The organism is Paenibacillus sp. AGC31 (assembly GCF_057334655.1).
Window position 1 is genome coordinate 112,016 of sequence record NZ_JBHFJH010000030.1, and the last position, 13,035, is coordinate 125,050.

13 protein-coding genes and 1 pseudogene are annotated in these 13,035 nt (G+C 42.8%); 12 read left to right on the forward strand and 2 right to left on the reverse strand.

Annotated features, from left to right (window positions below; translation table 11 throughout):
- Window positions 1-146 precede the first annotated feature (146 nt).
- The 8 genes and pseudogenes from ACE04G_RS17690 to ACE04G_RS17725 all read left to right on the forward strand — a co-directional run bounded on the left by ACE04G_RS17690 (window position 147) and on the right by ACE04G_RS17725 (window position 6,947).
- On the forward strand, window positions 147-1,106 hold the full coding sequence (locus ACE04G_RS17690; protein WP_221821403.1) for an ABC transporter permease: 960 nt from the start codon (window positions 147-149) through the stop codon (window positions 1,104-1,106).
- Between the two features lie 15 nt (window positions 1,107-1,121).
- A complete protein-coding gene (locus tag ACE04G_RS17695; protein WP_076210480.1) occupies window positions 1,122-2,060 on the forward strand; it encodes a carbohydrate ABC transporter permease in 939 nt (312 codons plus the stop codon).
- 65 nt (window positions 2,061-2,125) lie between these two features.
- Window positions 2,126-3,805, forward strand: coding sequence for an ABC transporter substrate-binding protein (locus ACE04G_RS17700; RefSeq protein ID WP_433743528.1), 1,680 nt, complete (start codon window positions 2,126-2,128; stop codon window positions 3,803-3,805).
- 36 nt (window positions 3,806-3,841) lie between these two features.
- Window positions 3,842-4,804 carry a glycosyl hydrolase gene (locus ACE04G_RS17705; RefSeq protein WP_449004700.1) on the forward strand — a complete coding sequence of 321 codons (963 nt, stop codon included), beginning with the start codon at window positions 3,842-3,844 and terminating at the stop codon, window positions 4,802-4,804.
- 178 nt (window positions 4,805-4,982) lie between these two features.
- Window positions 4,983-5,172, forward strand: a pseudogene (tnpA, locus tag ACE04G_RS17710) (IS200/IS605 family transposase); the annotation flags it as partial.
- Between the two features lie 194 nt (window positions 5,173-5,366).
- The gene (locus ACE04G_RS17715; protein WP_221821406.1) at window positions 5,367-5,849 is read left to right on the forward strand and encodes a MarR family transcriptional regulator; all 483 of its coding nucleotides are present in this window, start codon (window positions 5,367-5,369) and stop codon (window positions 5,847-5,849) included.
- A 20-nt stretch (window positions 5,850-5,869) separates the two neighbouring features.
- The gene (locus tag ACE04G_RS17720; RefSeq protein ID WP_449004699.1) at window positions 5,870-6,445 is read left to right on the forward strand and encodes a nitroreductase family protein; all 576 of its coding nucleotides are present in this window, start codon (window positions 5,870-5,872) and stop codon (window positions 6,443-6,445) included.
- Window positions 6,446-6,461: 16 nt separating this feature from the next.
- Entirely contained in the window at window positions 6,462-6,947 is a 486-nt protein-coding gene (locus ACE04G_RS17725; protein WP_449004698.1) for a nitroreductase family protein, read from the forward strand.
- 31 nt (window positions 6,948-6,978) lie between these two features.
- On the opposite strand, the gene ACE04G_RS17730 is transcribed toward ACE04G_RS17725, so the two are convergent.
- Window positions 6,979-7,923, reverse strand: coding sequence for an NAD(P)-dependent oxidoreductase (locus ACE04G_RS17730; protein WP_449004697.1), 945 nt, complete (start codon window positions 7,921-7,923; stop codon window positions 6,979-6,981).
- Window positions 7,924-8,101: 178 nt separating this feature from the next.
- On the opposite strand from ACE04G_RS17730, the gene ACE04G_RS17735 reads away from it, so the two are divergent.
- The 3 genes from ACE04G_RS17735 to ACE04G_RS17745 all read left to right on the forward strand — a co-directional run bounded on the left by ACE04G_RS17735 (window position 8,102) and on the right by ACE04G_RS17745 (window position 10,548).
- Window positions 8,102-8,662, forward strand: a complete 561-nt coding sequence (locus ACE04G_RS17735) for a helix-turn-helix domain-containing protein (protein ID WP_221821410.1) — start codon at window positions 8,102-8,104, stop codon at window positions 8,660-8,662.
- 216 nt (window positions 8,663-8,878) lie between these two features.
- Window positions 8,879-10,111 (forward strand): CynX/NimT family MFS transporter, encoded by a 1,233-nt coding sequence (locus ACE04G_RS17740; protein ID WP_449004696.1) that lies wholly within the window; start codon window positions 8,879-8,881, stop codon window positions 10,109-10,111.
- 5 nt (window positions 10,112-10,116) lie between these two features.
- A complete protein-coding gene (locus ACE04G_RS17745) occupies window positions 10,117-10,548 on the forward strand; it encodes a universal stress protein (RefSeq protein ID WP_405117585.1) in 432 nt (143 codons plus the stop codon).
- A 164-nt stretch (window positions 10,549-10,712) separates the two neighbouring features.
- Here the strand turns inward: ACE04G_RS17745 and ACE04G_RS17750 are convergent, their stop codons facing one another.
- Window positions 10,713-12,269, reverse strand: a complete 1,557-nt coding sequence (locus tag ACE04G_RS17750) for a glycine betaine uptake BCCT transporter (protein ID WP_221821413.1) — start codon at window positions 12,267-12,269, stop codon at window positions 10,713-10,715.
- Between the two features lie 274 nt (window positions 12,270-12,543).
- Between ACE04G_RS17750 and ACE04G_RS17755 the strand changes: the two genes are divergently transcribed.
- Window positions 12,544-13,023 (forward strand): pentapeptide repeat-containing protein, encoded by a 480-nt coding sequence (locus tag ACE04G_RS17755; protein ID WP_449004695.1) that lies wholly within the window; start codon window positions 12,544-12,546, stop codon window positions 13,021-13,023.
- Window positions 13,024-13,035 lie beyond the last annotated feature (12 nt).

A 13,035-nucleotide genomic window follows, 5' to 3' on the forward strand; every position in this document is an offset into this window, starting at 1 on the left:
CAGGGGATTTTTATTATACCAACTTATGAAAACAAAATTGTTTTTTCTGAAAACAGTATAGATTATAGAATGAAATCCTACTGGATCTCCGATATGTCGCCAATATAACAATCGTTTTATGATGAAAGAGGAAAGGGGGGGATGAAATGAAAGCGATAACAGAAGAGAGAAGGTTCCGCACACGCAAACACAAAAATTCGCAAAAGTGGAAAGTCTTTAAGAATCAAAAATATCTGTACATGATGTCATTTCCGTTTGTGATTTGGGTGTTTGTATTTCAGTATTTGCCTCTGTGGGGATGGACGATGGCATTTCAAAACTACAGACCAGGCAAAGGTTTTTTCGATCAAAAATGGGTTGGATTCGATCATTTCCAAGCACTGTTTCAGGATGAGCATTTCTATTTGGTGCTAAGAAATACACTGGCAATGAGCCTTATGGGGCTTGTGGCTGGGTTCGTGTTTCCTGTATTGTTCGCAGTGGTTCTAAACGAGGTACGGGTTCAGTTTATGAAGCGTTTCGTACAGACTGTTTCTTACCTGCCTCACTTCGTGTCTTGGGTCGTGGCCGCCGGGATCGTCATCAAAATGCTGTCAACTGACGGAGGCGCGATAAACGACTTGCTCTTGGGGCTGAATTTGATTGACCAACCGATACAATTTATGGCCAAGGGTCAACTGTTCTGGGGAATAGTGACCGGAGCCGATGTTTGGAAGGAGACAGGGTGGAACGCCATTATCTATTTGGCTGCCATTTCGGGGATTGGTCCTGAACTGTATGAGGCAGCAAGGGTAGACGGCGCCAGTCGTATGAGACAAATATGGCATATTACACTCCCAGGCATCAGGCCAACAATCATCGTACTGTTTATTATGTCGATTGGCCACCTCGTAGGAATCGGATTTGAAAAGCAATTCTTGCTTGGTAATCACATGGTTAGCGATTATTCCGAAGTGTTGGATCTGTATGCGTTGAACTACGGTTTATCCATGGGGAGATATTCTTTTGGTACCGCTATTAGTATCTTTAACTCGGTCATCAGCGTGATTTTGCTGTTCGTCGTGAATGGACTTTTTAAAAAATTCGCTAACGAAAGCATTATGTAAGGAGGAGGAACACACATGGAAGCATCCGAGCCGACAACTTCTTCCGTCACACCCAAACGACCGAAGATAGGCGCAAAATCTCCCCAAGACTTGATATTTGACACCTTTGTTTATGTTTTCATAGGAGTCGTTACGATTGCGACGCTATATCCCTTTTTGAATGTGCTCGCCATTTCATTCAACGATTCCGTAGATACTGTTCGAGGCGGTATTTCTATTTTCCCTAGACAATTCACTCTTGAAAATTATAAGCTCATCTTTAGTTATGAGGGGTTGATCACGGGATTCAAAATATCGGTGCTTCGAACTCTAATAGGAACCCTGGCAGGTCTGGTAAGCGGTTCGATGGTTGCTTATACACTTGCTCGTAGAGAGTTTCAGGGAAGACGATTTGTTTCCGTATTTCTGGCGATCACAATGTATGTGTCGGGCGGTTTGATTCCTAGTTTTATCTTGATCAAGAATCTGGATCTGATCAATACGTTCGCAGTGTATATTTTGCCAGGACTCGTAAGCGCCTTCAATATATTCATCATCCGTTCGTTCATTGATGGAATTCCTTATGCTTTGCAAGAATCGGCCAAGCTTGATGGGGCAAACGATTTCACCATTTACTGGCGTGTCATACTACCGCTCACCAAGCCTGCTCTTGCAACCGTAGCCTTGTTCCTTGCTGTCGGGCAATGGAATTCCTGGTTTGATACGTACCTTTATAATGGTTCCAATGACTCCCTGACCACCTTGCAGTATGAGCTCATGAAAGTGCTTCAGAGTACCACCACAAACTCGAACAATATACGTGGGGAAAACATGTCTCAATTGATGTCGCAAGTGTCTCCTGACGCTGTCAAAATGGCGATTACCATCATCGCAACTGTGCCTATTCTCATTGTGTACCCATTCTTGCAAAAGTACTTTGTAAAAGGCATGACACTAGGTGCGGTCAAAAGCTGATGAGACTCTAACCGTAAATGACTTTGTATCCTTAAATTATCTGAAACATGGGGAGTGTTGTTTTTATGAGAAAGCGAACCCGAAAAACAGCAGTAACACTACTTTCAGCTGGTCTGTTGCTCAGTCAACTCGCAGCCTGCAGTGGAAGTGGTGGTGGGGAATCAGCAAGTCAAGATGGCTCAAATCCTATCACACTTACTTATTTTTCAGAGGATGGAAGTCCTAACTGGAACAATATGAATGACCGTATAGGAAAAGTCATCACAGAGAAAACAGGTGTCGTTTTGGATGCTGAATTCGCAGTGGGGGACCCTGTGCAAAAGGTATCCATCATGGCTGCCACTGGTGAAGTTCCCGATCTCATAGCTGCAAAGGCTGATCTTGGCAAGCTAGTGGATGTAGGTGCAGTTCTCGATCTGACGGACCTGATTGAAGAACATGCGCCTAATATTAAAAAGATGCTTGGCGATAAGATTGTTCGTGCCAAATATAGTTTGGAGGATCAAGCCATCTATGCCATTCCCACTTGGTCTGCTATCGATGAACGTAAATTCAAAGCCGACGGTGGCTTCCAACTTCAACATCGTGTTGTAAAAGAAGCTGGTTATCCTGAAATTCGTACGGTAAAGGACTACGAGAAGGTCCTTACAGACTATATAGCTAAACACCCAACAGATGATAACGGTAACAAAAATATCGGACTAACCATTAATGCGGATGACTGGCATATGTATCAGGTGACGAATATGGGATTTTTTACGACAGGTGCACCTGATGATGGAGAGTACTATGTAGACCAACAAACTTTTGATGTAACTTATCATTTCCGCCGTCCAGAGGAAAGAGAATATTTCCGCTGGCTGAACCATATGAACGATATAGGTTTATTGGATAAGGAAAGTTTTGTTCAAAAGACGGATCAATTCAAATCCAAGGTTTCATCTGGACGTGTGCTTGGCCTGATCGACCCTGCATGGGACTATGGTGATGCTCAACAGGCATTGAAGGCTGCAGGGAAATTTGACCGGACTTACGGTCATTATCCAGTAACATTGTCTGAAGAGTATAAGGATACTAATTTCTGGTCCGCTGGGTTTGACGGAGGATATGGGATCGCGATTTCCAGTGAGTGCAAAGATCCTGTGGCTGCAATCAAATTTTTGGATTACCTGGCTTCGGAAGAAGGACAGATTCTGATGAACTGGGGGATCGAAGGACAAGATTACGTTGTAGAGAATGGAAAAAGAACTGTACCGAAGGATGTTCAAGAAAAGATGGACAACGAAGGTAGTGCTTACATGAAGGAATCGGGTCTCGGCCTGTATTGGAACCTATCGGTTCATTATGGTGACGGAATTAAGGACTCTACAGGCAATTATTATACGAAAACGAACAGTGACCTTTTAACGGCGACCTACAGTGCACCCGAAAAAGATGCTTTGGCCGCTTACAAAGTCGAGCATTGGAGAGATCTTTTCCCAAAAGAAGAAGAGTTTCCTGAAAGAAAAGCCGGGGCGGTTTACAATATTGCTTTGCCAAGCGATAGCCAGGCGACAATATTAATGGCCAAAATGAAGGATATCACATGGAAACGAATTCCTGAAGCTGTAATGGCCAAACCGGAAAATTTCGATAAAGTCTGGGATGAGTACATGGCTGAATTGGAAAAGGCTGGAGTGGAAGAGATGGAAGAGGCTTTTGGTCAATATGTGAAAGACCGTGTTAAACTGTGGAGCGGTCAATAAGTATTCAATTGAGAATAGACAGAAAGGCAGGATACGATGAAATCGATACCTTGCAATCCTAATGCATCGGAAGAAGTACGTTCTGTACTCAATTATTTCCACGAGATTCAAGGGAATGGCATCATTACGGGACAGCACACCCAAACCATGGTGCAAGAAGAATTAAACTACATCTATCAAGTAACAGGGAAGTGGCCGGCACTATGCGGATTCGAGCTTCTTGGGTATTCTCCAAACATTAATTATGACGATAGTGGCGAAGAGTGTTTGCTGGAAATCGCTGAAAACCAGGATACGCTGCAAAAAGCCTGGGAGTGGACGGAGAACAACAGAGGCTTGCTTACGTTCACATGGCATTGGTTTTCACCGCTTGGCGGACGGGATAAAAGCTTCTATTCGGAGCATACAAATTTTAACGTAAGTAAAGCGATTACGGAAGGAACCATAGAATATGAAGCCCTGTTGTCCGATATGGACCATATGGCCAATATCCTCCGGGAATTTTGCGACAAACGTATTCCGATCTTGTGGAGACCATTTCATGAAGCGGAAGGCACTTGGTTCTGGTGGGGCAGTCAAGGCCCGGAAATCGCAAAACAATTGTACCGTATCATGTATGAGAGGTATACGCATTATCATAATCTAAATAATTTAATTTGGGTGTGGAACTCACCGTTGGTCGAAGGTTACGTTGGGGATGACGTGGTTGACATTATTTCCAGGGATATGTACCCCCCAGCTCACCAACATACGGATTTACGGAAGGAATATGAGGAACTGGTTGGTGTTACACGAACTCCAAAACTTGCTGCTATCGGGGAGATTGGTCCGATTCCGAGTATTAGAAGCTTGTCAACCTCGCGCATCCCGTGGCTGTGGTTTATGACATGGTCTCAGGATTTTGGTAGGACGGAGAAGTTTACGACAAAAGAGGAGCTGCGCAGCGCGTATCATTGTGACTATGCCATTACGCTGGATAAACTTCCGAAGCTATATTAAATATTCAAAAGCACCTCTTGGCAGCCGATCAGGCGTGAAACGAAGGAAAAGGACCGCATGTTTAAGTGTGTGTCGTGATACTAACGAAAAATAAGGGCGGAGTATATCCGTCCTTATTTTATTTTTACGGCTTTAGCCAGTTGGCAAACAAGAGCTACAGCCTGGACACACAAAGTGGATGTACAAATACCACATTGTATTCACCCCGAAGTATAGACAGAAAGAAATCTATAATCAAGTCAGAAAAGACTTAATCGAAATTTTCAAAACGTTTATGCAAGTACAAGGGAGTAGAAATTATAGAAGGTCATATGATGCCCGATCATGTCCACATGCTGGTAGCGATTCCAACGAAGATTGCAGTCTCAATAAAAGATATTCAGTTCAACGCAGGTCTCTGTCTTTGTTTGTAGAGTTGTTGCAATGCCAGAGAATAAAGTTGATAAGCATTATCATTCATGATATATTGTTTACCAGTAAACTAAATATAAGATTTTATTTAGAAAAACCCTATTATTTAAATGATATTTTTGTTTACAAGTAAATAAGGAGCGATCGAAGAATGATCTCAAAAGATCGAACAAAACAGTTGCTTTATGACCAATTTATTCGTTTTTTACATGTTTATGAGAACCACAAGGATACTGAAATCGAGCATTTCCTAAGTATCGCCCAGCGAGAAAGTATCGAGAAAATCCCTCAGCATTTGACCGCGGTTCATATGATAGATTGCATAGGCAAACATGAGCCTATTAACAACACGGGTATTGCCGAGGCGATGAATTTGTCCAAAGCAAGTATCACCAAAATTGGCAACAAACTGCTGGAGGAAGGATTCGTCAAACGGACGAAAATGAACGACAACAAAAAGGAAAGTTATTTCCGGTTGTCACCGCAGGGCAAAAAAATCTTTGAACTGCATGAACGTCTTCATATACATGAGGCTGAGCGCTTCTATCGTACTCTCGACAAATATTCGGAAACGGAGCTAAAAGTAATCCATCAATTTCTTCAAGACAGCAGTATGAATATTGAATCCAGATAGAACAAAGGAGAGTGAAGCATTTGAGTCTGGCGGAATTGATCAGGGAGCGCAGGAGTATTCGTAAATGTAACTCTACGCCGGTGGACCAGGAGTTAATTGTAGCATTACTGCGTAAGGCTATAAGGCTTCAACCGTCTGTTGAGTCTGGCTCGTGGCGTGTAGTATATGCCGGAACTCCAGAAGCACGCAAACGGTTGGTAGACTGCATGCTGGAACAGATGTCACAAAGCAAGCTCGGCAAGTTGATTCCAGGGAAACTTCTGGATGTTTTTAAAAAGAGATTTACCGATATTCCTGCGCACGTCATTGTTATGTCGACTGTAGGACCGGATCGTCTGACCAATGACCGCAATTATGCGGCTGCCTGCGGGGTGATGCAGAGCTTCCAACTGTTGGGCTGGGAACGAGGGTTAGGAATGTTATGGGATACAGAGTCCATGATTCAGCATGAAGCGTTCTTCAATGGAATTGGCTTACGTGAGGATGAACGATTTGTTGGTATTCTTCATATAGGATATTACGACAAAGCGCCAAGAAGTCGGAAAAGAACACCAGCCGAGCAGAAATGGACCGTATTGCGAGGACAGTCTAAATAGAAGAGGAGGGTATAAAATGAAATTGTCAGATCTGGAAGGAGTCATGGGCGGTCCGAGTGAGTTTTTGGAACAACCGGTATCGCACGACCTCATCCTTGAATTGCTTAATCATGCCGTATGGGCGCCAAATGATGGACTCCGAGAGCCGTGGCGATTTATCTTTGCCGATAACCGGTATGGGGACATCATGCAGGGATTACAGGAGCCTGCCCCTGCATATCTTCTGGTCTTGGTGAAGGGAGAGGCGGATCAATATAAGCGGGAAGAGGACTTTGCAGCTGTCTGCTGCCTAATTCAGAATTTCCGCTTGCTGGCTCATGAGCAAAGTCTGGGTGTGCGCTGTACCTTGCATGACTGGATGTACGACCCAAGCCGTACTGAAATGTTTGGTGTACTGAATAACGAGCGCATTGCTGCGGTTCTGGAAATGGGATACGGTGCAAATCAGTGGAAAGGGAATACGGAGTTGCCTGAGACTCAACTTCATTTTGAACTGCTGTAGGGTGGCGATCAATTTTTATTGCACCAAAACATCATAACTGATTGAGCTTGCTTTCAGGCTCCTCACCATTTTCTACACGTTTTATATTCTTTATAAAGAAATCATATCTTGTTTTATGAAATTTCCGACCATCAGGCATTCCCGCTGTATGTGGAGTAAGTATCACATTACCCTGATTCCGGAGCTCACTGTCAATAGGAAGCGGTTCAGATCCAAACACATCCAGGCAAGCGCCTGAAATATCCCCGTTTTTTAATGCATCAATCAAGTCTCTTTCGTTGACAATGCCGCCGCGGGCTGTATTGATAAAAAGAGCAGTATTTTTCATTTTTTTGAATGTCGCTTTGTTAATCAGCTGTTTGGTTTGTTCATTCAAGGGTACATGTACACTAACTATGTCCGATGTGCTTACAAGAGTATCAAAATCCGTCTTTTTCACAAAATCGTCCGATTGTACAGTGGCATTTCTCGCATACGCCAGTACATTCATATCAAAAACCCTGCAAAACGCAGCTACTTTTTTTCCAATTGCACCCAAACCGATAATTCCAATCGTTTTTCCCTTTAACTCACTCCCTGTATAGTCCAATTGATTTTCATCCATCTTATTTTTCATGAAAGTATCAAGAGACGGTATGTTTTTATAATAAGACAATAACAGTGCCATGACGTGCTCGGCCACTGCCTGTGCATTCACTCCTGCAGCATTGGCCACCCAAATGCCGAGCTGTGTACAGGCAGGGACATCCACATTATCAAATCCTGCACCCGTCTGTACCAATTTTAATTTTTTTGCGTTAGAAAGCAGGCTATGGTCCACTTTAATATGTTCCGGAATGATTACCTGGCAATCTTCAATATGATGCAGCATTTCTTTTCCGGGCGGAACAATTACAACGTTCCAGTCTCGCGGAAAACTCCCTGCAATATTGGATTTTGAGGTCTCGCTAAAATTGCCAACGATGAGAATTTTCATTGCTAAACCACCTTTCATAAGCTACCATTCTTCAAATAAAACCGTTGATGCTCGTCATTTTATCCTTTTAATACAATTTTATCAAAAGATTTCATTACGTTCTATTGAACCGGAATGGAAAAGAATCTTGATAAACAATATACTAGCTATATAGTTTTTTTGTTGAGGAGAATATCAAATGGATGAAATCGATGAGTCAAAACAAATTGTATTACAAATCGGCGGTGCATTAAAAAAGTATAGAAAAGAAAAAAACATGACCTTAGACGACTTATCAGAATTAACGGGTGTAAGCAAACTTACTCTGGGGAATATCGAACGTGGTGAGACAAATCCAACTTTGGCTATCATATGGAAAATTTCAAAAGGAATATCTTTACCGCTATTGGCTTTGTTCACATCAGAGAAACCCGTTAGTTTGTATCGAGCAGGGGAGGGACTGCGGTTTTCTAATGATGAAAAAAATTGGGTCATTGAACCCGTCTTTAAAAGCAACGATATTGAAATGTGTCGGGCATACTTACAGCCTAATAGCTCGTATTACCCTGAAGGTCATCATGTGAATACAACTGAAATTGCGACAGTAATGACGGGTTCCATCGAGTTACAAGTTAATGGAGAGATGTACACATTGAATCAATATGATACGATCAGTTTTCGTGCAGATTATCCCCACGCTTATACCAATCATACGAATAACGAAACAGTGCTCCATATATCCTTAAAATATGGTTTCTAGTCGTCGAAAATCCACTTATTAAATGCAACTCCGAATTCCATGACGGGAATTCAGAGTTGTATTTTTTTATTCAGTTTCAGTATGTTATAAAATAATTATTGTTTATAAAAGTATCTTATACTATACTTTCATTATTCGCGCGGATGTTATAACAAAGTTTTTCACCCAACAAGAAGCAAATATAAGACGTAGGAATTCAGGAAGGAGAAATGAAGAATGCCGAATAAACAAAATAAAAAAATCGTGCCATCCTCTGTAGCGCTGATCATTCTCGGCATTATTGTTATTGCAGCTAATTTACGTACTCCCTTAACCTCAGTTGGTCCTTTAGTAGGTTTTATAAGGGATGACGTTCATATTTCAAATACATTAGCAGGCCTGATCACAACGGTACCCTTGCTTGCCTTTGCTGTGTTATCACCTCTTGTACCAAAATTAGGACGGAGGTATGGGGTTGAGCGTATCATTTTGATTGCCCTAATCTTTCTGACTGTTGGTATTGTAATACGATCTTTATCTGGCGCAGTTAATCTGTTTATTGGAACAGCAGTTCTTGGATTCGCCATTGCCATATGTAATGTATTATTGCCAAGTATAATCAAAAGGGATTTTCCAAATAAAATTGGTTCCATGACAGGAGTTTACTCCATTTCAATGAATTTATGTGGAGCAATCGCATCGGGAATCAGTGTACCGCTAGCCATGAACGCAGGGCTAAAATGGCAGGGAGCATTGGGAATATGGGGGATTCTCAGCTTTGTATCGATCCTCTGTTGGTTACCCCAATTAAGAACTCAAACGAAGCAAACAGCCACGACAAGTCAACAAATGGTAAGCAACGATGTGAATGTTTGGCGATCCCCGCTTGCTTGGCAAGTAACCTTGTTCATGGGTATACAGTCTATGGTTTTCTATGTATTGATCGCATGGTTGCCTGAAATTTTAAAGCAGCAAGGAATTGACTCCAACCAATCTGGATGGTACCTCTCGATCATGCAGTTAGCGATGCTTCCATTTACCTTTATTGTCCCTGTTATTGCCGGGCGTATGTCTAACCAACGTTTGTTAGTGGTTATCACAACCATTTTGCTTTTGACGGGGACGCTCGGACTTCTTTACGGAAGTTCTAATGTCATTCTGTTGTGGATCGTCATACTCGGAATTGGTGGAGGTTTCGCCTTTAGTTTGGCCATGATGTTTTTCGGGTTACGCACTGATAATGCGCATCAAGCAGCGGAACTATCTGGCATGGCCCAATCGATCGGATATCTTCTTGCCGCAATCGGTCCAGCCCTTATAGGATATCTGCACGATGCAACAAATAGTTGGAACCTGCCACTTTTCATTCTTCTTGGGGCTTCCGTGTTACTATTTATAGTTGGTATAGGAGCAGCAAGTAATCGTGTTGTAGGTAGTCGAAATGGTTACGAATTGCCACGGAAAGGATGATAACTATGTTTGACAAAATTATGGTGGCCATTGATAAATCTGAAATAACGAACAAACTCCTTGATGCAACCGTTGAAATAGCCCAAAATAAACAAACTCAAGTTACCTTGGTTAATGTCAGCCAGGATTATGTGTCAAATGGCATGACATATGTACCAGAGAATTTTTTGGAAGACATACTGAACGAAATGGAGAAAGCCAGTTTGGAACAGTTGCATCAAGCCAAATCTAAATTAAAGTCTGCGGGGATTAACCCGGAAACTGTTCATCTTAAGGGAGATCCTGGGCATGAAATATTGAATTATGCAAAGGATACCGAGCAGCAACTTATTATTATCGGAAGCCGTGGGCTTAGGGGCGTTAAGGAAATGATGCTTGGAAGTGTCAGCCACAAGGTTTCACAACTATCAAGTTGTCCAGTCCTCATTGTACATTAACTCCTTCGGGAACTGGGGAACGTTCATAGTATGAATAAGTGTTAGAAATCATTCCGCCTGGGGTTCAAACAGAATTCATGACAGATCCCAAAAACTCAATACATGAAACAAACAAAAGCCCGCAACGACGCGGGCTTTTGTTTGTTTTTAACATCAAGTATACATTACCTGCCGGGAATTTCATTCAGCGAGTGTTCTTGTTCCTCCAGCAGTCGTTTCAGTTTTTGGCGCTGCCGTTTTTCTTTCTGACGGCGCTCTCTGTCCTCAGCTTGCAGAGCCTTGAGCAGGGAGAAACACATACCAATAAGAACAACAGCGAACGGCAGTGCGGCCACAATGGAGGCCGTCTGTAGACCGTTCAACCCCCCGCTGATCAGTAGGACTACCGCGATGGCGGACTGCATGATTCCCCAGGTTAATTTCACTCTCGTACTCGGGTCCAGCTTGCCATCTGAAGACAGCATACCCAGCACAAAGGTAGCCGAATCAGCCGACGTAATAAAGAAGGTCATGATCAGGAGTGTAGCGATAAATGCTATGATCGTACCCAAAGGAAGCTGCTCCAGTGTAAGGAATAAAGCGGTTGTTGTATCTTGTTTGACGGCCTCCGCCAAATGGGCGGCATTAAACAATTCGAGGTGAAGTCCTGTTCCACCGAAAACGGAGAACCAGATAAATCCGAACAGGCTTGGAAAAACCATGACGTAAATTACAAACTCCTTTATGGTTCTTCCTCGGGATACCCTTGCGATAAACGTGCCAACAAAGGGAGCCCATGCGATCCACCATGCCCAGTAAAATAACGTCCATGCTCCAATCCAGGTTTCTCTTGAGAACGGTGTCAGTCTCAAACTCATGTTAATAATATTCTGCATGTAACTGCCCAATGTTGTCGTGAATGTGTCAAATATAAAAGAAGTCGGTCCAGTCACCAATACAAACACCATCAATAGCACAGCTATAACCAGGTTGGTGTTGCTCAGAATCTTAATACCTTTATCCAGACCGGAGGTTGCCGAGATCAAAAACAGTACGGTAACAATTGAGATAATGACAATCTGGGACAGCGTCGAGTTTGGAATACCGAATAAGTAATTCAGACCCCCACCGATCTGAAGCGCACCCAATCCAAGAGAGGTTGCAACACCGAAGATCGTTGCAATGACTGCAAGAATATCAATGATCTTACCAAGCCAGCCTGCAGCAAGACGTTCACCGATCAGCGGAATAAAGGTGGAACTGATCAGTCCTTTGTAGCCTTTCCGGAACTGGAAGTAAGCGAGCGCCAAGCCGATGACGGTATAGATAGCCCAAGGATGAAGCCCCCAGTGGAAAAAGGAATAACGCATTGAAAGTCTTGCTGCTTGCGTTGTTTCGGGTACCGCGCCCTCCGGTGCAGATAAATAGTGGGACAGCGGTTCAGCAACTCCCCAAAAAACCAGCCCAATGCCCATACCAGCGCTAAACAGCATGGACAGCCAGGAAACCGTAGAATATTCCGGCTCATCATCGTCATCCCCCAGCCTAATACCGCCAAATCGGCTGAACGCCAGATAGAAAGCAAAGATCAGGAAGAACAGTGTCGCTAGCAAATAAAACCAGCCAAAATTCTGAATAGAGAAGTTGTAGGCAACATTAGCCACATCCGCCAGCTGAGCAGGCGCGACGGCTCCCCATATTGCAAACAGTACAACGATGATAATTGTGATTGTAAATACCATGATGAGACCCTCCGTTATGTAAGCTTAGCCAACTGTTCCTTAGTATGTGCTAGTCCGACTTGTAATATTTCGGAAAGCTAGCTGTTGATAAATTAAAACAAACCGCCGTGTAATGAAACACCCGTCGGTTTATTCGTTCCTTTTTCTGTTGCCCTTATGAAGTTTAGTTATGTCATTTTAGAGTAAAATGAGAGGGGGATTCCAACGAGAATTCAACTCCAAAATAAGGTTATTATAATGAAAAAGATTCTGTAGATATGATAGGGTGATAGGGATGACATTGGAGAATGCTACGTTTATCGACTTTACTTTTTATAAATGTAGATTCAATGACCGGGTTTTACAAGCGGCGAATATCGTCAATTGCTCCTTTACCGGAAAGCTAGTGGATATTACGTTTGAGGGAAATGGCCAACAAAAGTTAATTGCCAATTTTGAAAACTGCAACCTTGACGGTGCTCGTTTTGTCAGTTGTGATCTGACGCAATGTATTCCGCCAAAATCCAAAAACCATGTGTATGTTGAACAGGTATCCGCACGTGTGAAAAATGCTCTGACGAAGATAGACGATGACCCTAATCTATCTGAAGATGATCGGAAAGTACTGGTACGCAGTCTGCGCAGGCTTGAGCCTATGGAACAATATATTTTTAACACAGCGCATATGAAGAAACTATATGGTGATGTTTTTGTTGAACGATTTTCAGTAGTCTGGATTGTAACATGGCGTAAATTTAAAAATGGATTGAAGTGAAAGGAAGGGGGC

Bases quoted from the DNA above. Each gene is read 5' to 3' on its own strand.
- ACE04G_RS17700 (WP_433743528.1), top strand. From the start codon at position 2,126: ATGAGAAAGCGAACCCGAAAAACAGCAGTAACACTACTTTCAGCTGGT.
- ACE04G_RS17705 (WP_449004700.1), top strand. From the start codon at position 3,842: ATGAAATCGATACCTTGCAATCCTAATGCATCGGAAGAAGTACGTTCT.
- ACE04G_RS17715 (WP_221821406.1), top strand. From the start codon at position 5,367: ATGATCTCAAAAGATCGAACAAAACAGTTGCTTTATGACCAATTTATT.
- ACE04G_RS17730 (WP_449004697.1), bottom strand. From the start codon at position 7,923: ATGAAAATTCTCATCGTTGGCAATTTTAGCGAGACCTCAAAATCCAAT.
- ACE04G_RS17695 (WP_076210480.1), top strand. From the start codon at position 1,122: ATGGAAGCATCCGAGCCGACAACTTCTTCCGTCACACCCAAACGACCG.
- ACE04G_RS17725 (WP_449004698.1), top strand. From the start codon at position 6,462: ATGAAATTGTCAGATCTGGAAGGAGTCATGGGCGGTCCGAGTGAGTTT.
- ACE04G_RS17690 (WP_221821403.1), top strand. From the start codon at position 147: ATGAAAGCGATAACAGAAGAGAGAAGGTTCCGCACACGCAAACACAAA.
- ACE04G_RS17740 (WP_449004696.1), top strand. From the start codon at position 8,879: ATGCCGAATAAACAAAATAAAAAAATCGTGCCATCCTCTGTAGCGCTG.
- ACE04G_RS17755 (WP_449004695.1), top strand. From the start codon at position 12,544: ATGACATTGGAGAATGCTACGTTTATCGACTTTACTTTTTATAAATGT.
- ACE04G_RS17735 (WP_221821410.1), top strand. From the start codon at position 8,102: ATGGATGAAATCGATGAGTCAAAACAAATTGTATTACAAATCGGCGGT.
- ACE04G_RS17750 (WP_221821413.1), bottom strand. From the start codon at position 12,269: ATGGTATTTACAATCACAATTATCATCGTTGTACTGTTTGCAATATGG.
- ACE04G_RS17745 (WP_405117585.1), top strand. From the start codon at position 10,117: ATGTTTGACAAAATTATGGTGGCCATTGATAAATCTGAAATAACGAAC.